Genomic DNA, 22,110 nt, shown 5'->3' with positions numbered 1-22,110 from the left:
CCGATTACTTGCGACCGGCAGCCGCCGCGCGAGCCGCCGCCACCGCCATCCAATCCCGCAACAAGCCCCTATCCTCCCTGGAAAACGACGCCCGCCGCTTGAGATCTTCCAGCGTTTCTCCGGGATGGCATCGCTCGAAATCCTCGCGGATCAGCGATTCAAGATAAACTTGGTCATCCTCACTGGCGGCACGGAGATCGTGATAGGAGCTGGTCGGCATGGCTGACGTTTATTAACCAAGCTTTCTGCTGGAGCCTGGAGCCAAATCAACGTGGGACGCGTTTGTTGGTTCGCGAAACGATGAGCACTGGTACTGATAGGATCAACCCGCCCGAACAGGCTGATCAGCGTTCGCAATCCGCTCTCCATAGCCGCTTGGAGCGGCGAGCTCAGACGCGGCAGAGGCGCGACTGTATCGAGATTTAACCGCACGGCTGCGACATGCGCCTTCCTGGGCCGATCGCCTACATTGTTCTGTACATCGCTTTGTACGCAGCGTTCGGCGTGGCATCTCCGTTCTGGCCAAAGTTCTTCGAAACAAGAGCTCTCGCTCCTGAACAGATCGGTTTGATATTGAGCCTTGGATTACTCACGCGCCTAATCTTTGGACCATTGGTTGCAATCCTGGCCGATCAGTTCGGATCGTGGCGCCTCGTACTCGCGAGTTGTGCTGCCTCAGCTGCTGCGGCAGCCCTCGCACTGATCTGGGCGAGACCTTTCTGGCTGCTTGTTCTTGTTGCGTTGATGCAAGCTGCCGCTCTTGCCCCCACGACTTCCATCGCCGACGCGCTGGCTGTTAGCATCGCCAGCCCGCGAATGGCGGGACGACCGTTCGGGTACGGCTGGGTCCGCGGCTCGGCTTCGGCCGCTTTCGTAGCGGGCACGCTCATCGTTGGGCAGCTCATAAGGCCTGACGATCTCACGCCCGTGATCTGGATGAATGCCGCGTTCCTGATTGCGGCAAGTGGCGCCACGGGATTGGTACCGGGTGTGACGAATCGGATCCCATTGCAGCGTTCGCATTCTTCTCCTTTAGTTGAGGTCAAAGCCCTGTTTAGGATCCCGCAGTTTCGAAGCGTGATCTTGGTTTCAAGTTTGGTATATGGCAGCCACGCAACGCATGATGCATTTGCCGTAATCCGGTGGAGTGATGCTGGCATCAGCGCTTCGGTAATTAGTGTCCTGTGGTCGGAGGCCGTGCTGGCCGAGGTCTTAGTGTTTTCACTCGTTGGTCCGGCAGTGCTCGACCAGTTTGGCGCCCGTTGGGCGGCTGTCTTGGCAGCTGTCGCTGGGCTTCTAAGGTGGACTGTTGCAAGTCAAACGACGTCCGTCTTGGCGCTTTCGCTGATACAGCCATTGCACGGATTGACCTTCGCGCTGCTTCATCTCGCTTGCATGCACATCATGGCTGACGTGATTCCGAGAAGTGTCGCTGCCGGAGCACAAGGCCTCTACGCGCTTGGCTCAGGCCTGGCAACTGCGGCACTGACGCTGTTATCCGGCAGTCTATACGCCTCCTATTCCGGAGCGGCATTCCTTCCCATGGCAATTCTCTGCGCCGTAGCACTCCCGTTCGCGTGGACTGGATTCAACGATAGGAAGGCTCGCCTTGAGGCCATCTGATCAAGTTCGCGCAATCGGCCGGACATTGTGCTGCTAATGTTCGGGGTCGCCGGCCTCGTTTGCGGTCGGCCCGCGGTTGTCAAGATGCCGTTGCGCGATGAGCGGAGACCTGCTTGACTCAGCGTCGATTAGGACGAGGGACGCCGCCGGTCCTCAACCCGTCGCACCGGCGCGCCACGCGGAAACCGCTTTGGATGGCGCCCCCTTCGAGCGATTTCAGAGCCTAACTGTATTCAGTTCGGCGTCTATCTTGTCGAGAAGACGCTCGATGTGCTCGCGCTCATTGGGACCAGGGTATTCTTCCAAGCGGCTGAGCAGCTTCTGCTTTCGTGTCAGTAGCGTTGCGATGCTCGTCATCGAAGGTGCGCGTTCATGATGCTGGAACATTGACGACACCACCACAAAATGAGGAAGGTCCGCAAAGCACGCACGCCCTCGCCCGTGCAAAAGGCGGCCATTCCAGAACTCACGAGAGGAGAGCCGGTTCCGCAATCGCGGCCGGAAGTTCCAACCAGCCGCAAAGGCCTCTCCGTTCGGCCGTTGACGCAGTCGTTATTGACCAAATAACGATCGTCCTCGAATGGAACAACCATCGTCGAGCCCCGTTTGGCAGCCGCTATGGCTCACACCTCTTTTTGCGCCGCCAAATAAAGGATGGCCCGCACTCAAATGGGAGATGACCTTCGGGGGAGCGTGCCAACCGCGCAGCTGCGACCCACTGTGATTGGGGCAGGCCTCGCCCGCGTGCCGCGGCGCAGGCAAGCAGGAGGGTGGCCAGCGAGCACCTCGCCCGCAGACTTGCCCCCAACATAGTCAGGATGCGTAAATCGCTTTTGTGTGGAAATTACTCAGATGCGAAACTTTCCAATGACGGCAGCGGGTCACACTGCCCTTCGGGACGAACTAAAACACCGCATAAAAACGAAGCGGCCTCTTCTTGCCGCTTGGATTCAGCAGGCGATCGCTGATGATCCCAACTTGGTCGAGAACTCGGAATATCAGGCCGCGCTGGCGGAGCAAGCTGTCAACGAAGCCAGGATAGCCGAGTTGGAAAACAAGCTTGCGCGTGCTGACATCATCGATGTGTCCAGGCTCTCCGGCGACACCATCAAGTTCGGCGCAACGGTGAAGCTGATCGACGAAGATACGGGCGAGCAGCGGATCTGCCAGATAGTTGGTGAGCCGGAAGCGGATGCCGCCAGAGGAAAGATTTCGGTCGGTTCACCGCTCGCAAGGGCATTGATCGGCAAGACGAAAGGCACAGTCGTAGTGGTCGAAGCTCCTGGCGGCGATAAGACTTACAGAATTGAGGAAGTTAAGTGGATTTAGGCGAGAGACATTGAGATGAGGAAGTCCGGGTGTCTCCCTGCGCGACTGGAGCGGGCTGAGCTATGTAGCTGCGGCCGGCGCCTGCACTCGGCGATCGCTCCGGCTAGCGCTTCTCGGGATACACCCGGAGATGTTGGCCTACGGATCGTTTTTCCGTACAGGGGGAGCAGTTCGTTCATTTTAATGCCTGGTCGTGCCTTCATCGAACGTGAACTTCAGTTCAAACACCGACCCGTTTTCGTCTCGAACCTCAACGGCCCATCGACGCGACTTACTGTCAAGAGTATCACTGGAAGCCTCGCGGATCATGTCGGCTAAGGAACGAGCCGCTTCCTCCTGCACCTGACGCATGCTAGAGAGTTCCATTCCTTCTTCGTCTTCGGCAACGCCGTGACCGTCATGTAAATCGAAATAGTAGCGTGGCATAGTCGCGCTCGACGTACAGCTGCATGCGGTCCAACCCGGTAAATTTTACCCTGTTCCTAATGCCTGGGGGGCGACCACATTCTGCAGGCTCCTCTGCTGCGGCAAGCAAGGTCTATGAAGAGCTGCGTGGGTCGCCTAGCCGCTCAGAATGCGCGCTTCTCGTATCGCATCGAAGATGTACTGTGCCGCCAGTCCGGCGAGGATCACGCCGGCGAGACGGGCGATAACATTGGCACCAGTCGTCTTGAGAATGCGATGCAGGACATCGGTGAAGATCATGCCACCATAGGTTAACATCAGGCAGACAAAGATCGACCCGAGCACAACTGCCGATTTGATGAGATCTCCGCTTGCTTGCCCCATTAGGAGGACGACTGCGGTCAATCCCGCTGGACCGGCGATCACCGGGAATGCCAACGGAAAGATCGCGATGTCACCTGGTTCAAGCGCTTCGCGCCGTTCCCCAGCGGTTAGAGTAGAAAGACCGGCTGGATGCCCGAAGATCAGTTGGATACCCTGCAACAACAGGAGCACACCGCCCGCAAAGCGAAACGCCTCCAGTGAGACGTGGAGTGCGGCAAGCAAGCCCACGCCGAACAGCGCAAAACCCAAAAGTACGCTGCCTGCGATCAGCACTGCTCGAAAGGCCAAACGAAAGCGCTCCGGACGATGTACGCCGCCAGTTAGCCCACCGAACACGATAGCTGTGTCAACGGGTCCTATGGCGACGAAGAGCGTTGCGAATGTCATAACAGAAAATTCCACGACAGACATCAAAGCACCGCCTTACCAAGGGACCATCATGTGCCTCGACCGGACCTCCGGCTACGGCCCAAGGAACGACTGTTGTGAGGTAATCTCCCTAAGACCCCCGAGCTGGGCGTCAGTTCGAAACGACTTCGATCGTTTGCTACGGCGAGGTACGCGTGCTGGATGCGCTATGTTCCTCAAGAGGCGGAGCGACCGTGACCACAATCGTAGTCATACGGCCACCGCGTTCCACGTTGAGCTTTACGTCCTCACCGACGCGTGCGAGGCCTATTTTATTGCGAAGTTGCGCAGCGGTCCGGACCGGACGGTCGTCCGCCGTGACGATGATGTCGCCTTTGCGCAGACCTGCTTTCTCGGCCGGAGAGTCGGGCGCGACTTCGGCGATCACCGCGCCCTCACTACGACCCTGATTTACCGACGGGGTTAAGTCGCGTAGCGAGACGCCTATACGACCACGCTCAACACGTCCCTTGGCTACGATCTGCTCCATCACTCGCCGCGCCATGTTGACTGGAATGGCAAAGCCGATCCCGACATTCCCACCAGCGGGCGAGATGATTGCCGAGTTAATGCCAATCAACTCGCCGCGCAGGCTGACCAGCGCACCACCGGAATTCCCGGGATTGATCGCAGCATCGGTCTGGATAAAATCTTCATAGCCTTGCTTACTCAGACCTGTTCGTCCCAACGCACTGACGAGGCCGGACGTGACAGTTTGACCGAGTCCGAACGGATTGCCGATCGCCAGCACAAAGTCGCCAACTTCCAGCGCGTCGCTGTCGCCAAAAGGAAGTCCTTGAAGCCGGCTCGGGTTCTGGATTTGAAGCACCGCAACATCCGTCAGCGGGTCGCGCCCGATCACCTTTGCAGAGAACTGGCGGCTGTCCTTGGTCGTGATCTGAACGATGGAGGTGCCCTCGACTACATGATTGTTGGTCAGCACGTAGCCGCGCTGGGCGTCGACAATGACGCCTGAGCCGGTTGCATTGATTTCCTTCTCTACCTGCTTCGGCAGGTCGAAGAATTCGCGAAAAAATGGATCGCGATAGAGCGGATTGTCTTCACGGATTCGGCCGTGCACGGAAATATTGACGACCGCTGGCGTTACCTGGCGAACCACGGGCGCCAGTGTGGGGACCGTGCCGCTCGTTTTTAAGTCCGGCACTTGCGCCGCAGTTGGATATGACGTGGAAAGCGCCAGCACGAGAAGAGCCGGCAATAATACTCGATGGCCTAGCATTTGATCACCCGTTAGCTGCCCACATGATCACCGAGCGCAACAGATTCGCTCCTTGAGACGCAGAGCGCTACGATCGGAACAGCCCATGCCGCCACCGCATGGCCAAGCAGCACGACCGCCAGAACGGTTTGCGTGAGCATCATGGCGACCTCTCCTGTGCGGCGGCCTTAGGCCGCCGCAACCGCATCGCAATGCCGCCGCCGCGGGGCGGATCATCGTCGCCATCTCCGTCGAGCTGGCGCAACGCCGCAAGAATATCGGCCAGTCGTACCGAGCGGCCCGTGCCAGGAATCTCACGCAAGGCGGGACAGGATTCCACCGCGTACATGTCGGACGCCCACGATGACAGGATGATCCGCTTCTCAGGCGTCGAGAGTTCCTTATCATTCAGGACCTCGGCGGGCGAAGCGTAGTGAGCAGCGGGGTGGAAGAACGGATGAATGCTACTATGGTTAGCTTTGATGTCGGTCATTGCTCACTCCTCCCTATTCTCTCCTTTCCAAGGGACGGAACTCTAGTCGCTGGACGATGACGGCCATTGGCCAGCGGAGTGCGGACGCACGCCGGCGCCGCACTCCGCTCTCCGTGTATCGAGAGTATCTAAGCTGCTTTCTTCTGCTCGATCTGCGATGCACCGCTGACGATCCGGATGTTGCGCGGCTTCATCGCTTCCGGAACCTCGCGAACGAGGTCGATGACCAAGAGACCATCCTGGAAGGACGCCTGCTTGACCTGAACGTAGTCCGCAAGGTTGAAGACGCGCCGGAACGGACGTGCGGCGATTCCTTGATACAGATAATCGTGCGCAGCACCATCGGGCTTTCTGCCTTCGATCGTGAGCACATTCTGCTCGGCCGTCACGGTGACGTCGTTGACGCCGAAGCCGGCCACGGCCAGCGAGATCCGGTAATGGTCCTCGCCGGATCGTTCGATGTTGTAGGGGGGATAGTTGTCATCGGTGGTCTGGCGCAGTGTGCTGTCGACGAGGTCAGCCAAGTGATCGAAGCCGATGGTGGAGCGCCACAGGGGCGCGAAATCAAGAGTCCTCATAACCAAGTCCTCCAAGGAGCAAGATGGATACGAAGGAGCGCAAGACAGGGGTTTCAGAGGCCGAAGACACCGGTCCAACGCTCGTGCCGACCCCGATATGGCGCTCGGCACACCGCTCTCGCGGCGAGAAACCACTTAGAACGAGACGCGGCGAGTTCAAGAGGGCGGAAAGGTTTTTTGACCGGCAAGCCTCGGATTTTCCGGATATCCAGCAGCGGATGAGCCGTCCGCCGCTGCTTCAACTCTGCGCACGGCCGCTCTTACGCGGCGAAGCGATCGGGAAAGCCGCCTTGGAGTAGAGTGTGCAGTAGTCGCTGCTCTCGCTCGATCCGTTCCTGATAGAGTTGGCGCTCTTCCTCGCTCTTCGCACTTGCAAGAAGCAGCTCGTAGTGACCGATGACCTTCTCGCTGCCTCGAATGAGCAGGTCTCGAACGCTGGTCATGGCTCTGCTCCCATGTTTGCCGCAACTCTCGCAAGTGTCGAGAGGGCACTGGCGGCTGGAACGACTTCGGCGGCCAAGGCCTTAAGCACAATCAACTCCGCGAAGAGGCGCTTCTGGAGGAAAGGACGTTCTATGCCCGACAGTTTGTGCACACGAATGCGGGCCAAGTTCGCATCGAGCATCGTCGTCATTCCCCGACGGTCCGTAGTCCAAGCTTTGGAATCAACACCAATCCGGCACGAGAGTAGGGAGCGGCTTGACCGCCGCTCCCCTGAGATCAACTCGTTGCCGGCCGCCCAACCGGATGTGGCGTCGGCCCCAGCCGGATGCCTGATGGCGCGAACGCCGGTGGCATCAGCATGTCGACTTTCATCGTTGCGGCCGGCCACCACTTCAACCAAGGCATCGTGTCGAGATACGGGATTGGCGGAAGCGTTATTGCGGCAAAGGCATCCTGCGTCGCCTCCTTGGCGCGCGGACTCTCCATGCCGTAGGCACCGAAGGCGGTCAGTGAAAGTGCGCCGCCGATTGCCAACGAGATTAGGTGCCGTCGCAAGTTGTGGACAGTCTCCGACCGGGCGGAGAACGTACGGCGATCATTGATCATCTATACCCCTCCTATTGTTCGAAAGCAGATCCAGACGATGGTTACGAAGCTCAGGTAGAACATGAACCAATGGAACGCGTCCTGGCTTTGCCTGAGCCGTCGACGAATTGACCTGTTCATTGCCAAGCTCCGATTTCGTGAAAGAGAGTGCTCCTGTTCAAGTTGCGGAGCCCGGCCGTTATCGGCCGAGCTCCAGTTGCCTCAAAAATCCATAGCGGGAGCTGTCGGGGTGGCTTCCGCCTTCTTCGGCTTGTCAGCCACAAGCGCCTCTGTAGTGATCAGCAGCGAAGCGACCGAGGCGGCGTCCTGTAGAGCGGTGCGAACGACCTTGGCGGGGTCAATCACGCCGGCTTTTACCATGTCCTGATACTCGCCAGTCGCCGCATTGAAGCCCCAGTTGTAGCTCTGGTGCTCCAGAAGCTTGCCAACGACGAGCGACCCATCCTCGCCGGCGTTCTGCACGATCTGGCGCGCAGGCACCTGAATCGCGCGGCGAACGATATCGATGCCGGCCTTTTGGTCGGCGTTCGCCGTTTTGATGCCGTCCAGGGCCTTGAGCGAACGCAGAAGGGCCACGCCGCCGCCGGGGAGGATGCCTTCTTCCACCGCTGCGCGCGTCGCATGCATGGCGTCATCAACGCGGTCTTTGCGCTCCTTCACTTCGACCTCGGTCGCACCACCAACCCGGATCACCGCCACGCCGCCAGCAAGCTTTGCCAGCCGCTCCTGCAGCTTCTCGCGGTCGTAGTCGGAGGTGGTTTCCTCGATTTGAGCCCTGATCTGCTGGCTACGCGCCTCGATATCCTTCTTGGCGCCAGCGCCGCCGACGACCGTCGTGTTCTCCTTGTCGATCACCACCTTCTTGGCGCGTCCGAGCATCTTCACCGTGACCTTCTCCAGCTTGATGCCGAGGTCTTCGGAAATCACGGTGCCGCCGGTAAGGACGGCGATGTCTTCAAGCATCGCCTTGCGGCGATCCCCGAAGCCCGGCGCCTTGACGGCCGCGACCTTCAGTCCGCCACGCAGTCGGTTGACGACCAGGGTGGCGAGGGCTTCGCCTTCGATATCCTCGGCGATAATCAGCAGCGGCTTACCGGACTGGACGACCTGCTCGAGTAGCGGCAGCATGGTCTGCAAGCCCGAAAGCTTCTTCTCGTGGATTAGGATGTAGGGGTCCTCGAGCTCGACCCGCATCTTCTCCGCATTGGTGACGAAGTAAGGCGAGACATAGCCTCGGTCGAATTGCATGCCTTCAACCACCTCAAGCTCTGTGTGCAAGCTCTTGGCTTCTTCGACCGTAATGACACCCTCGTTGCCGACCTTCTGCATGGCGTCGGCGAGGAAGCGGCCAATCTCGGTGTCGCCATTGGCCGAGATGGTGCCGACCTGGGCAATCTCGTCGTTGGAGGTGACCTTCTTGGCATGCGACTTCAGGTCGGCCACGATGGCTTCGACCGCCAGGTCGATGCCGCGCTTCAGGTCCATTGGGTTCATACCGGCCGCAACAGCCTTGGTGCCTTCCTTGACGATCGCCTGCGCCAGCACGGTCGCAGTGGTGGTACCGTCGCCCGCGAGATCGTTGGTCTTCGATGCGACCTCGCGTACCATCTGTGCGCCCATATTTTCGAACTTGTCCTCAAGTTCGATTTCTTTGGCTACTGTCACGCCGTCCTTGGTGATGCGCGGCGCGCCGAAGGACTTTTCGATGACTACATTCCGCCCCTTGGGACCGAGCGTGACCTTCACCGCGTTCGCCAGTGTGTCCACGCCCCGCAGCATGCGCTCACGGGCCTCGGTTGCGAATTTCACGTCTTTGGCAGCCATTTTGGATATCTCCTTTCTCTCTATGACTGTCAGCCTTATGCGGCCTTCTTCAGCGTGCCGGTCGTCTCGACGACACCCAGAAGGTCGTTTTCCTTCATGATGAGGAGCTCCTCGCCTTCGATCTTGACCTCGGTGCCAGACCACTTGGCGAACAGCACGCGGTCGCCAGGCTTGACGTCGAGCGGGACGAGTTGACCCTGCTCGTTGCGTGCGCCGGGCCCGGCGGCGATGATCTCGCCCTGCTGCGGCTTCTCCTTGGCGGTGTCGGGAATGATAATGCCGCCTACGGTCTTCTCTTCGGCGTCGAGGCGTCGCACGAGCACACGATCGTGCAATGGACGGAAATGCATGCACATCCTCCTTGATTACTTCAGCGATGTCCAAAATCCGGGTCCGGAACCGGCCCCCGGGCGAAAAACCACCTAGGAGCGAAGCTTCCTCTTTCAAGAGGGATTTGAAACTTTTTTCGATTCACGGGGCCGCTGCTCAAGCCGAGGTGCTCGTAGCTCGCGGCCTCCCCGGCACGCGATAGTTCCACGAGACCCGTATTGAAAATGGAGGACATCGCGCCAGATGTTGGCTACTTGCGGCAGCGTGGCGGCAAGCTTTCGGCATCATGAGAAGGAGGATGATCAAAGATGCGGACCCTAGCGGTAGCTGCTGTTTTGCTTGGAACTGTGGTTGCGCTCCAGGCCAGGGAAATGGACTCGCCGCGCGGAATGCGGAGCCCGACCGGGACCGTCAAGCAATTGGTAAATAATCCGGTCGCCCAGCTTCGGGGCAAACCCTCAAGGACCCGGCTCGACCATCGCAACGACCGCGACTTTTCAGCAGAGGTCGTTGTGCCGGATATCTGCAGGGGCTGCTGATCGGTCGATCAGGATCAGCAGCCGGCTCGGCAGCGCTCTGCGGCGGCGGCTAGAGAGCGTTCACTTGCGCCGCGTTAAGGTCTGATAGGCTAGCACATATCATCGACTTCAGGCGTTGCAGCGCGCGCTGCTCGATCTGGCGGATCCGCTCGCGCGAGATCCCGAAGGTTGCAGCCAGGTCATCGAGTGTTCTTGGCTCCTCCGCCATGCAACGAGCTTCAATGATGGTGCGTTCTCGCGAAGACAGCGAAGCCAGCGCTTCCGACAATGCAGCCTTCTGCCTTTCACGATCACTGGAGTGCAGAAGCAGGCTTTCAGGATCAGGAGATGGGTCGGCAAGCCGATCCTGCCATTCTTCGCCTTCCTCCTCACTAAGCCGCACATTGAGCGTCATGTCGCCGCGGATCCTACCGTTCATCTCGACAACTTCGGCATCCTTGACTTGGAGATGTTCGGCGATTTGCTTGACCTGCTCTTGCGAAAGCTCGGCTTCCTCTGGCGCGCCGAGACGCCTCTTCAACTTCCGAAGATTGAAGAAGAGTTTCTTTTGCGCCGCGGTTGTACCGAGTTTTACCATTGACCAGGATCTCAGAACGAATTCCTGGACCGAGGCCTTGATCCACCAGGTCGCATAAGTCGCCAGGCGGAATCCTTTCTCCGGATCGAAGCGTTTGACGGCCATCATTAATCCGACATTGGCTTCCGAGATGAGATCCTCGATTGGTAGCCCGTACCGCCGATATCTCAGCGCAATCTTGGCGGCCAGGCGCAGATGGCTGGTCACCAGGCGGTAGGCCGCTTCTCGATCCCCGAAATCTCGCAGCCGCCGTGCATACGTCGCTTCTTCCGGTGCATCGAGTAACGGGAAACGGTGGATCTCCCTCAGATATCGCGACAACCCGGCTTCCGAATGGATGGCAGGGAGTGCAGAGGTCATTGACATGACTTGCCTCCATCACAAAGCGAGGTTGTGCGGCCAGCTGGATTTGCCGCCAACGAGTGGCCGGAGGGACGGCACACCGGTTGTGGAAGGCCGGCAGAATGCCGGGCAAGAAGACAGAGGGGTTTCATATCCAAATCCTCCATAGAGCAAAATGGTACGAATCGCCGGGATGCCTGACCTCGCTGGGCCCCAGAGGGCGCCCAGAAGGATTCAGGTCGACGGCGCCTGAAGAATTACGAAGCCAACGGAATGTTCCCTAATTCGTTTGCCCAATTAGTTGGATTCCGACGATTTTTGGTCGCACGTTGCCGCGGAATATAGTGCTGCAAGTGCGAGACCTGCAACAGCATTGGGTTCGAGACACGCACCCACCAGTCGGCGGGGGAAGGCCGGCCGTTCCGGGAGGTCGGCTCAGCTCTAGTCGCGGGCCAAGGTCCATTCATAATGCACGCCGGCGCAGATCTCCCTGCGTCGGCAGACTTGCCCGTGCCGGGCAAGCGTGAAAGCCCCTTGAAACAGACGGCGTCCCTTCTAATTCAATTAGTGCAAGCGCAGGATTGCGCTCCACCGGGTGCCTCTTGAGGACCCGGGAAATCGGGCGCCGGGCACGGTGTCCGGCGCACTCGTAACCATGTTGCTCGAATGGAGGATGTGGCTATGACCACCTATGATTTTGCTCCTCTGTGGCGTTCAACCGTTGGCTTTGATCGCCTGTTTGATCTGCTCGAGGATTCCGTCCAATGGACGGGCGACAACTACCCGCCCTACAACATCGAACGAGCCGGCGAGGATCACTATCGGATCTCGCTCGCTTTGGCAGGTTTCGCGCCAGATGAGATCACCATCACCGCGGAGCAGAACGTGCTGACCGTTGAAGGCCGGAAGGCCGACAAGGGTGCGCACCAGTACCTGTATCAGGGCATCTCTTCACGTCCGTTCCGGCGGCAGTTCAATCTCGCCGAATATGTGCAGGTGAAGGGCGCCTCGTTCGAAGATGGCATGCTCAAGATCGACCTGGTGCGGGAGATTCCCGAGGCCATGAAGCCGCGCCAGATTGCGATCAACGCCGGCAACGACAACCGGCAGATTGAGCACCAGCATACGGCCTGAGCCTCCCGGCTGCTTGCCGAACTCCCTTCGTACAGCGCGGCATGCGCCGGCGGTGAGAGCCGTCGTACCTTGAGAGCCGTCGTACCTATCGAGGCGGGAGCAATTGGCTCCCGCCCACACTCACATCGTGGAGGGCTTCGATGAATGTTGTCCGTTCACTTTCTCCAGCGGCGCAGACGCGAGACGCGGCGCCGCTGACCCGATCGGTTTTCCCTGCCGACGCCCACGCGCTCATCTACGAGCCAGCTCCTTCGGTCCTGACCTCAGCACCACGGCGGAAGCAGGAATGGAAGCTCAAGTTCGAGCGCCGCTCGCCACTGCGGACTGAACCTCTGATGGGCTGGACTGAGGACGACGATCCATTGACCCAAGTGGAATTGTCCTTCCCGTCAGTGGAGGCCGCTATCGCCTATGCGCGGCGTCAGGGGCTGCAATACACCGTGCTCGGATCGTTGACGTACGAGCCACAGGTTCGACTAGCGACGAATAGCGACAGGCCAGCAAGGCCTCGGCCGGCACGTCCACGGCGCGGAGAGCTTGAATGGATCGCGAGGATTTATCGAGCAGAGGCAGTTCTATCGAACCGCCGCCGCGCCTGGCTCGCCGATCCGCAACACTCGACTACGCCGTACCCGGTGATGGGAAATGACCGCCGGGTAGCGGCCTAGGCGTTCAATGAGGAGTAACAATGGAAAACCTGCTCGCGAGCGACCTGCTTGAAATCGAGCGCAAGCTGCTTGCTGTTTTCGAGCGGCACGGGGCTGACGGTCGGGCCATCACGATCGAGAGCCTGGCGGTCAACACGAGCATGCAGAGTCGATCGCGTGAATTCGCGAGCGCTTTGAAAGATCTCGCAGCGCGGGGTTTGATCAAACGGGCCGGCGAAGATCTTGTGCCGGGCTCGCCCGTCGCATTTCGGCTCGTACAGCGGCTGTCGCCGGACGCGCCTGGCGATGCAGCGAAAGACGCACCTCGCCACAGTAGTCCACCATTGAGCCCTGTGGAGCGCATGGATGGACGAACAAGGGCGGCGAAATCCGCGCTGCGGCGGCGCGCAAGCGTTCCCGCAGCTTGAGCCGTCCGCTCAATGGCACTAACGACCGTCGGGGCGCAATCGATGAGCGATCGGCAAGCACATTCGGCTATGTGGGATGGATGACTATCGTGATCTGGTAAGCGCAGGGCTCGCGCTACTATGCGCCGGCATCATGTTGGTTGCCGGCCACCTGTTCCTCGAATGGCAGGCCAAGCGCGCCGACGCTGGTACTCAGATCGAATCTCCAAGAAACAGCGGTCCGCCTCCTGCTTTGCTTTCAAACAGCACGTCATCGTTAAGGGAAGCACCTGCTCGAACTTCAAACGGAGGTTAGGCTAATCCGGCCTGCGTGACGCTTTTTGCGCCGCGGTCGGCTGCGAACGGGCATCCGCGGTGATGAGTCACTTAAATCACACGCAGACCTTCCTTCGGCAGCTCCCGGATCAGCATGTCGATATCGCTCTGCTCCAGCGTCTCCTTCTCCAACAGCTTCTTCGCCGCGCGATCCAGGATCGAGCGCCGCGTACTCAGAATGCCCTGGGTGCGCTGGAAGACCTGGTCGACAATGTCCTTCACCTCGCGGTCGACCGCCGCCGCGGTTTCCTCCGCATAGTCGCGCTCTCGAACCGGGTAGGGCCGTTCCGCGCCAGCAAGGAAATTGCCGGGATCTCGCTCATACGCGACACTGCCGAGCTTCTCCGACATCCCATAACGCGTCACCATGCTGCGCGCGATATCGGTCACGCGGCGTAAATCGTCGGCCGCGCCGGTGGATAGATGGCCGAACACGATCAGCTCGGCTGCGCGGCCACCGAGCAGCACCGCCATCTTGTTCTCCAGCTCCTCCTTGGTCATCAGAAAGCGGTCCTCGATCGGGCGCTGAATGGTATAGCCGAGCGCACCGACCCCGCGCGGGATAATCGAGACCTTGTGCACGGGATCGACGCCGGGCAGCGAGAGTGCGACCAAGGCGTGTCCCATCTCGTGATACGCGACGATCTCGCGTTCCTTGGCGTTGAGCAAACGGTTGCGTTTTTCAAGGCCTGCGACCATGCGCTCCACGGCATTGTTGAAGTCGCTCATGCTGACCGCTTCGGCGCCACGACGGGTCGCCAGCAGCGCGGCCTCGTTGACGAGGTTCGCGAGATCGGCACCCGTAAATCCCGGCGTCAATGCTGCAACTGCTTCCGGCTCGACGTCGGCTGCGAGCCGCACCTTCTTCATATGAACCTTTAGAATCTCAATGCGTCCTTTCTTGTCGGGACGATCGACCAATACCTGGCGGTCGAAGCGGCCGGCACGGAGCAGGGCAGGATCGAGGATTTCCGGCCGATTGGTCGCGGCGAGGATGACGAGACCCGAGCGCGAATCGAAGCCGTCGAGCTCCACCAGCAGCTGGTTCAGCGTTTGCTCCTTCTCATCGTGCCCACCGGCAAACGGGCCGATCCCGCGGGCGCGTCCGAGTGCGTCGAGTTCGTCGATGAAGATGATCGCCGGCGCCTTTTCGTGCGCCTGCTGGAACAGGTCGCGCACTCGTGCCGCCCCCACGCCGACGAACATCTCAACGAATTCTGAACCCGAGATCGAAAAGAACGGTACCCTGGCTTCTCCGGCGACAGCTTTGGCCAGCAAGGTTTTTCCTGTGCCGGGCGGGCCGACCAGAAGCACACCTTTCGGCATGCGGCCGCCAAGCCGGCCGTAATCGGTTGGATTCTTCAGGAAATCGACGATCTCGCGAAGCTCGTCTTTGGCTTCGTCGACGCCGGCGACATCAGCAAAAGTGACGCCGGTATCGGACTCGACATAGATCTTGGCCTTGCTCTTGCCGATCGCCATCAGCCCGCCGCCGAGACCACCGCCTTCCGCAATCCGCTTGCCGATGTACCACCACAGTCCGAAGAACAACAGCACCGGCATGACCCACGAAAGAAGGTCGCGCAAGAATGTACTCTCGATCTGGCCGGTGAAGCGGACGTTGTACTTTTCGAGCTCCTGGGCGACGTCCTGATCGACGCGCGTCGTGACGAATTGCTTCTGTCCGCCCGGCAACGGTTCCCTCAGCGTGCCCTGCAGCGTGCGATCGGAGATGCCTACTGCATCGACTTTCCCTTGACGCAGCAACTGCTGGTATTCGCTGAAGGGGATAACGGCTATCTGGCTGGCGGTCGAGATGAGATGCTGGATCAAGAAGACCGCGAGAATAGCGGCGACGGCGTATCCCAGATTGAAGCGGGTTTTCTTGGTCATGTCGGAGCTCGATAGCATTGCCTGGCTGCCATCTTGCCGGACGGCAACGCTCAATTTTCTCGCGCTTGTTGGCCTGAATATTCTTCCTGAGCTGCGTTGCGCCAACAGAACTCTTCGCCAGCGCTCCAGTTCCCGGACCGGCAAGCGTGGCGACTCGCCTAGCCTTCGCCGAGAGCCACAGCTCTGCGCAAAGGTGCCGGCTGCTGTTCGCACGGCGGCCGCGAAAAGGCCCGGTCATAGGCCGGGCCTTTTCGTTGGATCACCAAGGGTACCAATAGGGGTATGCCGGTGGATAGTAGCGGACTACCCGATAGTACCTTGGTCCGTAATAGTAGGCCGGCGGTCCATAGACCGGCTCATAGTAGATCGGGGGTGCAGTAGCCGCAGCCAGCGCGCCGGTAAACAGCCCCAGCGCAACTGCTGGACCAATGCCCGGACCACCCCAATGATGATGACCACGCCAGTAGGCCGAAGCAGGCGCAACCGTTCCGATGAGGAGCGTTGCTGCCGCAAGAATCGCAAGAGCAACTTTTCTCATGTCCCTTCCCTCAAATAGGCGCCCGCACAAAATGCGGGCTTCTCTAAGCTCGGTTTCTTCGCCGAACTCGCGGTCCGGCTACGTTCAAATTAAGATGGTTCAACCTGACTTCAAGCCGCGCTCGTTGGTCATTGAAGTCCTCGCCGATGCGTTCCTAGGGCCCATACGCTGGATCGTTGGCTCGCAACCCCTCGAGAGGCGGCGCGTCGCAGATCGACCACCATAGCTTCACGTGTGCTATCTAGTTTTGGAGTAGCAAAATGATAGGCAGATCATGACTGACGATCAGGTCAATCTCGTTGTTCAGCATCTTTGCGAGCACTTGCACTTGGCGCTCCGATTGAAGGGCAGCGCGGCTCATCCACCAAACGCCAAGGATATCGGCTTCGATTCCGCGTCTGTAAGAACTGTATTGCTGACCGGCTTACGGTCGGCGGGTGCCGCGATCCACTATGAGGCGGGCCGGTGAGTGAAGAACCGCCGTAGCCCTAAATGCCACACAAGGCCCGCGCCATGTGTCATCCTACGCCTAAGCGGGCCGTTCGCTCGGCTCGAAGAACTCAAGCCTCCTCTGCGAATCGCGCCACGCGACTTCGACGAGGGTCGATTGAGCCGAAAGTTCGGGAACGCGGGGAAACTGGAACGGTTTACGGTTATGCCTAGAGAAGACGCCTTCCTTCCGCTCGGTCCGGTCAAATGCCCATCGCTTTGACGTCCGCAGAAGACGGCTCCGCGGCAACCTGGTCCATCTCTCTGACAGCGCTGCGACAGGCCTCATATCGTCCTTCATCCTTGTGCTGATCGACAGCCAGCAAGCACTCGTCCTCGGTCACGTTCCTGAGAAAGGAGTAGGTTTTCGGAAACGCTCGCGACCGCGATTTCGAATCCCTACCTTACGCCAACCGTTCGGAACCAGCGAGGGACGGCAAGGATTCGTCCCGGCAGGCGAAAGGCGCCCCGCGATCCGGACGCTGCGCGGCTGGGCGATCTAGGTCGTCAACAACACGCATGGTCATGCGGCGGGCGATCGACCGCTGGAATGCGAGCGGTCGATTGAGGTGCAGACCGAGCTTTTCCGGTCCGCTCATGGTCAAGCGTGTGGCGCACAGGTTCCGTCAATCTCACTTAATAGCGGGTATGCCAAGCTAAGGAACAAAGGGCCCGCCGCCCGATTACCGTCGGTGGAAGAAGCGCGTCATGACTACGAATCCTGTACGACTGCCCGGAAAACGGCCTGCACGGATACTGCTCGTCGAAGACGAGATCTTCATCCGCATGGACTTGGCGGCTGCGCTTCGAGAGGCTGGATTTGAGGTCATCGAGGCCGATCGTGCGGACGCCGCGATCGAGTTCGTCGAGTCGGGAGAGCCTGTCGATCTGGTCTTTACGGACATCCAGATGCCTGGGGCTTTCGATGGTCTCGCCTTGGCCGGGCTATTTCGGGCACGATATCCGATGGTGCCGGTCCTCATCGGCTCCGCAAACCCGGCTCTGGAGAGCGCCGCGAGCAAACTCGGCAAGTTCATCTCGAAGCCGTACGACCCCGGCGGCATCGCGCGGCTCATCGCGGCGTGCACGCAGTAAGGAACCGAATGGTGCAGCCCACTCTCCTTGTGGTAGAGCGAGACATATTGGTGCGACAGCCGCTCGCTCAATATCTTCGCGATTGCGGTTATCGCGTTCTTGAAGCTGTCGATGCCGAGGAGGCGCGACAGGCCGTGGCCGGACGAGGCGACCGGATCGACGTTGTGCTCATCGATGTGAAGGGCGCGCCCAGCGAGGACGGCTTTGCCCTCGCGAGCTGGATCAGGTCCGGACACTCCTCCATCAGGGTCTTGCTCGGCGCAACGATTGCCAAGGTGCTACACCTCGCGGGCGACCTCTGCGACGAAGGTCCGGTCGGCCACCTGGATTACCGATCGGTCCTCGATCATATCCGTCGCCTTCTCGCCGGTCGCGACGACGGATCACCCGGATAGCTTGAACACCAGTGCTCGCAGAAGGCACATGAGCCAGCCCTGCGAAATGGCCGCCGGTGGGGCGTTTTCTTCGGCATCTTACGCCGATTCCAGCAAAGGACTGGGCGCGTTCACGGCGAAGCGATCCGATCGGCCGCAGGCGCACGCGCCGGACGTCCTCTTGCTCCACGTTGTCGAGGGATGGTCCGGCTAAAGAGGTGCTCTTGGGATTGAGACTGGCGGCTGAGAGAATCCAGAAGCCGCCGGCTAGTCCGGTCCGAGTAGCCGCTGCACTCGCTCGATCCGGGTTCGATAGAGTCCGCGCTCCCTTTCGCTTTTCGAGCTCGCGAGAAGGAGCCGGCAGCGATGACCTTTCCGCTGCCACGGATCTGCAGGTCGCGAACGTCGCTCACGGCTCCGCCCCCAAGTTCGGGGAAGCCGGCTGACCTTTTGGAAGGGTAAATGCGACCGGGAAGGTTTCGGCAGCCAGAGCTTGGAGTGCGGTCTGCTCCTCGGCGAGGCGTCTCTCGATGAACTGGCGTTCCAGCTCCGACAGCCTCGTTCGCAGCAGTCGGCGATAACGGTGGATGTTGTTGCGGTGCGCACGAATGCGGGCAAAATCTTCATCGAGCATCTTCGTCTCTCCTGACGGTCGTGACGGTCCTTCTTGATGTTGAAAAGCGGGGACGGAAATTCCCAGGGGCAAAAATATTCGGCGCGCAACCGGTGTCAAGCTGCGCGGAGGCTATCGAGGACTCGAATCCCCGGGTAGGTCGCCATGAGCCCTTTTGCGGCGCGGAAACGGCCGCGGCTCAGTCCTCGCTCGCGGCGGAGCGCTGCAAATTTTCTCGATCCACCCCTTGAAACGAATTCTCGTTTTTCTAATTGATTTTTTGCCGCGAAAGCGGTGTGCCGGGCGCCAGATCGGGTCCGGCGCGGGCGCCCGGCGGGCATCAGATCCGCTCTGACTCCTGCCTTGCGCTCCTTGTATCCATCTTGCTCTTTGGAGGACTTGGTTATGAGGACCACCTTTGACTTCGCGCCCCTGTGGCGCTCCACCATCGGCTTCGACCACCTGGCCGACCTCGTCGACAGCACGCTGCGCCAGGCAAGCGAGGACCACTATCCCCCGTACAACATCGAACGCTCGGGCGAGGACCACTACCGGATCTCGCTCGCCGTCGCCGGCTTCGGAGCCGACGACATCGCCGTGACGGCCGAGCAGAACGCGCTCACCATCGAGGGCAGGAAGCCCGAGAAAGCGGCCGGCGAGTACCTCTACCAGGGCATCGCCGCGCGTCCGTTCCGGCGCGTGTTCAACCTGGCCGACTACGTCCAGGTGAAGGAGGCCTCCTTCCGCGACGGACTGCTGATCATCGATCTCGTCCGCGAGGTGCCGGAAGCCATGAAGCCGCGCCGGATCCAGATCGGAAGCGGCGCCTCTCTCGCCTCGCAGATCGAGCAGAAGAAGGCGGCCTGAGGCCGGATCGAGGTTCGACGGCCGGAACGCGCCGCGCGCAAGCGCGGCCGCGCTCTTGGCTCACGCAACGAAGGAGAAAAAACCCATGGCAGTTCGTGATCTCATTCCCTGGTCCAGAAACCAGGAGCTCGCGCCGGCGCGCGGCACCCACGATCCGTTCATGACGCTTCATCGCGAGATGAACCGTCTGTTCGACGACGTCTTCCGCGGCTTCGGCGGGACTGGCCTCGCACCGCTCATGGAAGGGCAATTCGGCTGGCCAAAGATCGAGCTCAGTGAGACCGATAAGGCGCTGACGATCTCGGCCGAACTTCCCGGCATGACGGAGAAGGACGTTCAGATCGAAATCGCGAACGGCGTCCTGACCATCAGCGGCGAGAAGAAGAGCGAGCGAAAGGACGAAGGCAAATACTTCTCCGAGCGTTATTACGGCTCGTTCCGGCGGCAGATCGCGCTCGAGGACGTCGAGGAGGACAAGGCCGAGGCGTCGTTCAAGAACGGCGTCTTGACCATATCGCTTCCAAAGTCGGAAAACCCGCGAGCGGGCGTCAAGCGCATCGCGATCAGCACACAGTGAAGACCGTCTCGGGCGGCGGTCTCCGCCGCCCGAACCTACCGAAAACCGTCCCGAGGAAAGGAGCGTAAAGGGAGCCAACCGATGACCAATGCCAACACGAACGCAGGCAATCTTCATCCCCTCTTCCATCCGGCCGCACACTATGCGTCTCCGGAAGACGTCCTGAACGACAACGAACTCTCCGCGCCGGAAAAGAGGATCATCCTGTCGTCCTGGGCGTCCGACATGTTCGCCGTCGAATCCTGTCCTGCGCTGCGCGAGATCCCCGGCATGGCCCGCACGATCCGGCTCGCCGACATCCTCGCCGCGCTGCGGCGGCTCGACGGCGAAGACGACGACCCGCCGCCCGGCGGGGTGCCGATGCGGCTGCGGCGGCCTTGGGCCGCCGCCCTCAGGAGGTCGGCATAATACTCACGCAGGTTGTCATGACGATGGTTCTGATCGGCGCTTCCGTCCGCGATGCTCATCGGGGCGCACGCTGCGCAAGCGCGACATCGCTTCGTCCCGATGGGATGACGCAGACCCGCACGGCTGGGCCGAATGCGGCTTCACCACGTAGGCCTTGCCAGCGGACATCTCTCGAGCGGTGCCGTTACCGCCATCAAACGACGTGTCAGCGCCGATCGGCGCCTGACGTCTCGCGGGAATCAGACCCAATCCGAGTTTCTGACGGAGGCCGGGAGCGCTATATGTGGGTTATGGCCGCCTCAACGCACCATTCCGGACATGAAACCGAAGCCCTGACGCCTGTGGCTCGCCGGGCCTTGGATCTATTTGGAGGTGCCGCCCGCGCCGCTACGGCGATAGGCTGTCCAGCTTGTGCTGTTCGGTAGCCACTCGAGGGGCGAAGCCCGATCGGACAGTGACATCGATGTCGCCGTCGTCTTGCGTGACCTACCCGACCGCCGCGCGGACCGGGATCGTCTAGCCGAACTCGCCTATGACGCGGTCGTCGAGACGAGCTTGGATATCCAAACGGTGCCTGTCTCGCTGGACGAATGGGAGAACCCGGAGCACCACACCAACCCGGCACTGATCCGCGCCATCAAGCGCGACGGGGTCGTCGTCGAGGCCGGCCATGATCCGCGCCCTGCTCAACAAAGCGTCCCATTCAGCTAAGGCCGCCAGGGCCCAGCGAGATCCCGACGAGACTGACGAGGAATATGCCGCCCGGCGCGCGCTGTTCGAGCACGACGAAGATGAAACGTTCGAGATGCCGGGCTCCGATCGAGGACGCCACCAGAACCACGAACACATCGTGATGAACATCGTGGGCGCGCTCAAGCCGGCCATGGATCGCATCGGATGCCTCACCTACGTCCGGATGGCGGTTCGTCGCGACGAGGAATCCAGGGCGACCGAACTTCGCCCCGACATTCTGGTCCGCCGCGGCCCGGTCTTAGACCAAACCTACATCAATGACCCGATCTTGGTGATCGAGGTCATGTCGAGCGGATCGAAGCTGCGCGATGAACACTTCAAACACTCGTACTATTGGAACCTGCCGACAATTCGGCACATTGTCCTTGTCGATGCTGAACGCATGGCGGTCCAGCACGATATCAGGACCGAAGGAGGTTATGTTCGATCAATCCTGACCGACGCCGAGGCTGTTATAGATCTCGCCGAAGTCGGCTTTTCCATTACGCTGGAGAGCGTCTATTCAGGGATCGTGGCAGAATAGAAGTTCCAGATTTGGCAACAGCCTGTTGCCAAATTGGCTGGATTCCGGGCCGAGCCCGCTCAAGAGTGTGAGATGACCGCTCGACATGATGGACTGAGAAAAACCGCCCTCGGCACGATCGGCCCTGGCAACGTTTTTGCCGACCTTGGCTTTCCAGATCCGGAGACCGAGCTCGCGAAATCGAACATCGTCATCGAAATCGATGAGGCGATCGAGAAACGCGGCCTGGCCCATGCCAAGGCCGCCCGGACTATGGGGCTGCCGCCAAGGGAGCTTACCAAGCTCCTGCGCGGCCACACCAAGCCCTACACCGTCGACCGCCTGAAAGAGCTCCTGAGCCGGCTTTCCATCTGAT

At 60.3% G+C, this 22,110-nt stretch carries 29 protein-coding genes; 14 read left to right on the top strand and 15 right to left on the bottom strand.

Going from position 1 to position 22,110, the window contains the following annotated elements:
• Window positions 1-4 precede the first annotated feature (4 nt).
• Entirely contained in the window at window positions 5-220 is a 216-nt protein-coding gene (locus JQ603_RS15850) for a hypothetical protein (protein WP_212340814.1), read from the bottom strand.
• A 221-nt stretch (window positions 221-441) separates the two neighbouring features.
• Between JQ603_RS15850 and JQ603_RS15845 the strand changes: the two genes are divergently transcribed.
• Together JQ603_RS15845 and greA are read left to right on the top strand one after the other, a co-directional pair.
• Window positions 442-1,623 carry an MFS transporter gene (locus JQ603_RS15845; protein ID WP_212340813.1) on the top strand — a complete coding sequence of 394 codons (1,182 nt, stop codon included), beginning with the start codon at window positions 442-444 and terminating at the stop codon, window positions 1,621-1,623.
• Between the two features lie 852 nt (window positions 1,624-2,475).
• Window positions 2,476-2,952: a transcription elongation factor GreA gene (gene greA / locus JQ603_RS15840; protein WP_212340812.1), complete on the top strand. Its 477-nt coding sequence runs from the start codon at window positions 2,476-2,478 to the stop codon at window positions 2,950-2,952.
• 180 nt (window positions 2,953-3,132) lie between these two features.
• Here greA and JQ603_RS15835 read toward each other — a convergent pair whose 3' ends face one another.
• The 12 genes from JQ603_RS15835 to rpoH all read right to left on the bottom strand — a co-directional run bounded on the left by JQ603_RS15835 (window position 3,133) and on the right by rpoH (window position 11,125).
• Entirely contained in the window at window positions 3,133-3,378 is a 246-nt protein-coding gene (locus JQ603_RS15835) for a DUF6894 family protein (protein ID WP_212340811.1), read from the bottom strand.
• 135 nt (window positions 3,379-3,513) lie between these two features.
• Window positions 3,514-4,152: a MarC family protein gene (locus JQ603_RS15830; protein ID WP_212340809.1), complete on the bottom strand. Its 639-nt coding sequence runs from the start codon at window positions 4,150-4,152 to the stop codon at window positions 3,514-3,516.
• A gap of 136 nt (window positions 4,153-4,288) precedes the next feature.
• The gene (locus tag JQ603_RS15825) at window positions 4,289-5,389 is read right to left on the bottom strand and encodes a Do family serine endopeptidase (RefSeq protein ID WP_212340807.1); all 1,101 of its coding nucleotides are present in this window, start codon (window positions 5,387-5,389) and stop codon (window positions 4,289-4,291) included.
• 11 nt (window positions 5,390-5,400) lie between these two features.
• Window positions 5,401-5,532, bottom strand: a complete 132-nt coding sequence (locus tag JQ603_RS38300; protein WP_283817436.1) for a hypothetical protein — start codon at window positions 5,530-5,532, stop codon at window positions 5,401-5,403.
• Window positions 5,529-5,861 (bottom strand): hypothetical protein, encoded by a 333-nt coding sequence (locus JQ603_RS15820; RefSeq protein WP_212340806.1) that lies wholly within the window; start codon window positions 5,859-5,861, stop codon window positions 5,529-5,531. The genes JQ603_RS38300 and JQ603_RS15820 overlap by 4 nt, the downstream gene beginning before the upstream one ends.
• Window positions 5,862-5,989: 128 nt before the next feature.
• On the bottom strand, window positions 5,990-6,439 hold the full coding sequence (locus JQ603_RS15815; RefSeq protein WP_212340805.1) for an Hsp20 family protein: 450 nt from the start codon (window positions 6,437-6,439) through the stop codon (window positions 5,990-5,992).
• Between the two features lie 260 nt (window positions 6,440-6,699).
• Window positions 6,700-6,882: a hypothetical protein gene (locus tag JQ603_RS15810; RefSeq protein ID WP_212340804.1), complete on the bottom strand. Its 183-nt coding sequence runs from the start codon at window positions 6,880-6,882 to the stop codon at window positions 6,700-6,702.
• Entirely contained in the window at window positions 6,879-7,073 is a 195-nt protein-coding gene (locus tag JQ603_RS15805; RefSeq protein ID WP_212340803.1) for a hypothetical protein, read from the bottom strand. The genes JQ603_RS15810 and JQ603_RS15805 overlap by 4 nt, the downstream gene beginning before the upstream one ends.
• A gap of 86 nt (window positions 7,074-7,159) precedes the next feature.
• Window positions 7,160-7,489 (bottom strand): hypothetical protein, encoded by a 330-nt coding sequence (locus tag JQ603_RS15800; RefSeq protein WP_212340802.1) that lies wholly within the window; start codon window positions 7,487-7,489, stop codon window positions 7,160-7,162.
• Window positions 7,490-7,690: 201 nt separating this feature from the next.
• Entirely contained in the window at window positions 7,691-9,313 is a 1,623-nt protein-coding gene (gene groL / locus JQ603_RS15795; protein WP_212340801.1) for a chaperonin GroEL, read from the bottom strand.
• A 35-nt stretch (window positions 9,314-9,348) separates the two neighbouring features.
• On the bottom strand, window positions 9,349-9,663 hold the full coding sequence (gene groES, locus JQ603_RS15790; RefSeq protein WP_212340800.1) for a co-chaperone GroES: 315 nt from the start codon (window positions 9,661-9,663) through the stop codon (window positions 9,349-9,351).
• Window positions 9,664-10,231: 568 nt separating this feature from the next.
• A complete protein-coding gene (gene rpoH, locus JQ603_RS15785; protein WP_212340798.1) occupies window positions 10,232-11,125 on the bottom strand; it encodes an RNA polymerase sigma factor RpoH in 894 nt (297 codons plus the stop codon).
• A 657-nt stretch (window positions 11,126-11,782) separates the two neighbouring features.
• Between rpoH and JQ603_RS15780 the strand changes: the two genes are divergently transcribed.
• The 3 genes from JQ603_RS15780 (at window position 11,783) to JQ603_RS15770 (ending at window position 13,310) form a co-directional block, all read left to right on the top strand.
• Window positions 11,783-12,235, top strand: coding sequence for an Hsp20 family protein (locus JQ603_RS15780; protein ID WP_212340797.1), 453 nt, complete (start codon window positions 11,783-11,785; stop codon window positions 12,233-12,235).
• 140 nt (window positions 12,236-12,375) lie between these two features.
• Window positions 12,376-12,903 carry an NADH dehydrogenase ubiquinone Fe-S protein 4 gene (locus tag JQ603_RS15775; RefSeq protein WP_212340796.1) on the top strand — a complete coding sequence of 176 codons (528 nt, stop codon included), beginning with the start codon at window positions 12,376-12,378 and terminating at the stop codon, window positions 12,901-12,903.
• Between the two features lie 20 nt (window positions 12,904-12,923).
• Window positions 12,924-13,310, top strand: a complete 387-nt coding sequence (locus JQ603_RS15770) for a hypothetical protein (RefSeq protein ID WP_212340795.1) — start codon at window positions 12,924-12,926, stop codon at window positions 13,308-13,310.
• Window positions 13,311-13,676: 366 nt separating this feature from the next.
• Here the strand turns inward: JQ603_RS15770 and ftsH are convergent, their stop codons facing one another.
• Complete coding sequence (ftsH, locus tag JQ603_RS15765) at window positions 13,677-15,518, bottom strand: ATP-dependent zinc metalloprotease FtsH (protein WP_212341530.1); 1,842 nt, start codon at window positions 15,516-15,518, stop codon at window positions 13,677-13,679.
• An 812-nt stretch (window positions 15,519-16,330) separates the two neighbouring features.
• On the opposite strand from ftsH, the gene JQ603_RS15760 reads away from it, so the two are divergent.
• The 3 genes from JQ603_RS15760 (at window position 16,331) to JQ603_RS15750 (ending at window position 18,035) form a co-directional block, all read left to right on the top strand.
• A complete protein-coding gene (locus tag JQ603_RS15760; protein ID WP_212340794.1) occupies window positions 16,331-16,525 on the top strand; it encodes a hypothetical protein in 195 nt (64 codons plus the stop codon).
• Window positions 16,526-17,253: 728 nt separating this feature from the next.
• Window positions 17,254-17,640: a response regulator gene (locus JQ603_RS15755; protein ID WP_212340793.1), complete on the top strand. Its 387-nt coding sequence runs from the start codon at window positions 17,254-17,256 to the stop codon at window positions 17,638-17,640.
• Window positions 17,641-17,648: 8 nt separating this feature from the next.
• Complete coding sequence (locus JQ603_RS15750) at window positions 17,649-18,035, top strand: response regulator transcription factor (RefSeq protein ID WP_349630743.1); 387 nt, start codon at window positions 17,649-17,651, stop codon at window positions 18,033-18,035.
• Window positions 18,036-18,423: 388 nt separating this feature from the next.
• Here the strand turns inward: JQ603_RS15750 and JQ603_RS15745 are convergent, their stop codons facing one another.
• On the bottom strand, window positions 18,424-18,648 hold the full coding sequence (locus tag JQ603_RS15745; protein WP_212340789.1) for a hypothetical protein: 225 nt from the start codon (window positions 18,646-18,648) through the stop codon (window positions 18,424-18,426).
• 384 nt (window positions 18,649-19,032) lie between these two features.
• Here JQ603_RS15745 and JQ603_RS15740 point away from each other — a divergent pair, with 384 nt between their 5' ends.
• The 6 genes from JQ603_RS15740 (at window position 19,033) to JQ603_RS15715 (ending at window position 22,109) form a co-directional block, all read left to right on the top strand.
• Window positions 19,033-19,494 carry an Hsp20 family protein gene (locus JQ603_RS15740; RefSeq protein ID WP_212340787.1) on the top strand — a complete coding sequence of 154 codons (462 nt, stop codon included), beginning with the start codon at window positions 19,033-19,035 and terminating at the stop codon, window positions 19,492-19,494.
• An 85-nt stretch (window positions 19,495-19,579) separates the two neighbouring features.
• Window positions 19,580-20,071: an Hsp20/alpha crystallin family protein gene (locus JQ603_RS15735; RefSeq protein WP_212340785.1), complete on the top strand. Its 492-nt coding sequence runs from the start codon at window positions 19,580-19,582 to the stop codon at window positions 20,069-20,071.
• An 81-nt stretch (window positions 20,072-20,152) separates the two neighbouring features.
• A complete protein-coding gene (locus tag JQ603_RS15730; protein ID WP_212340784.1) occupies window positions 20,153-20,479 on the top strand; it encodes a hypothetical protein in 327 nt (108 codons plus the stop codon).
• 411 nt (window positions 20,480-20,890) lie between these two features.
• Window positions 20,891-21,190, top strand: coding sequence for a nucleotidyltransferase domain-containing protein (locus tag JQ603_RS15725; protein ID WP_349630742.1), 300 nt, complete (start codon window positions 20,891-20,893; stop codon window positions 21,188-21,190).
• The gene (locus JQ603_RS15720; RefSeq protein ID WP_212340783.1) at window positions 21,150-21,755 is read left to right on the top strand and encodes a Uma2 family endonuclease; all 606 of its coding nucleotides are present in this window, start codon (window positions 21,150-21,152) and stop codon (window positions 21,753-21,755) included. Before JQ603_RS15725 ends, JQ603_RS15720 begins: the two co-directional genes overlap by 41 nt.
• 72 nt (window positions 21,756-21,827) lie before the next feature.
• Entirely contained in the window at window positions 21,828-22,109 is a 282-nt protein-coding gene (locus tag JQ603_RS15715) for a helix-turn-helix domain-containing protein (RefSeq protein ID WP_212340782.1), read from the top strand.
• Window position 22,110: the final 1 nt, after the last annotated feature.

Source organism: Bradyrhizobium liaoningense (assembly GCF_018130825.1).
GTDB classification, from domain to species: domain Bacteria; phylum Pseudomonadota; class Alphaproteobacteria; order Rhizobiales; family Xanthobacteraceae; genus Bradyrhizobium; species Bradyrhizobium liaoningense_B.
The sequence above is the reverse complement of the archived record's forward strand: the minus strand, read 5'-3'. Positions and strand labels throughout refer to the sequence as shown.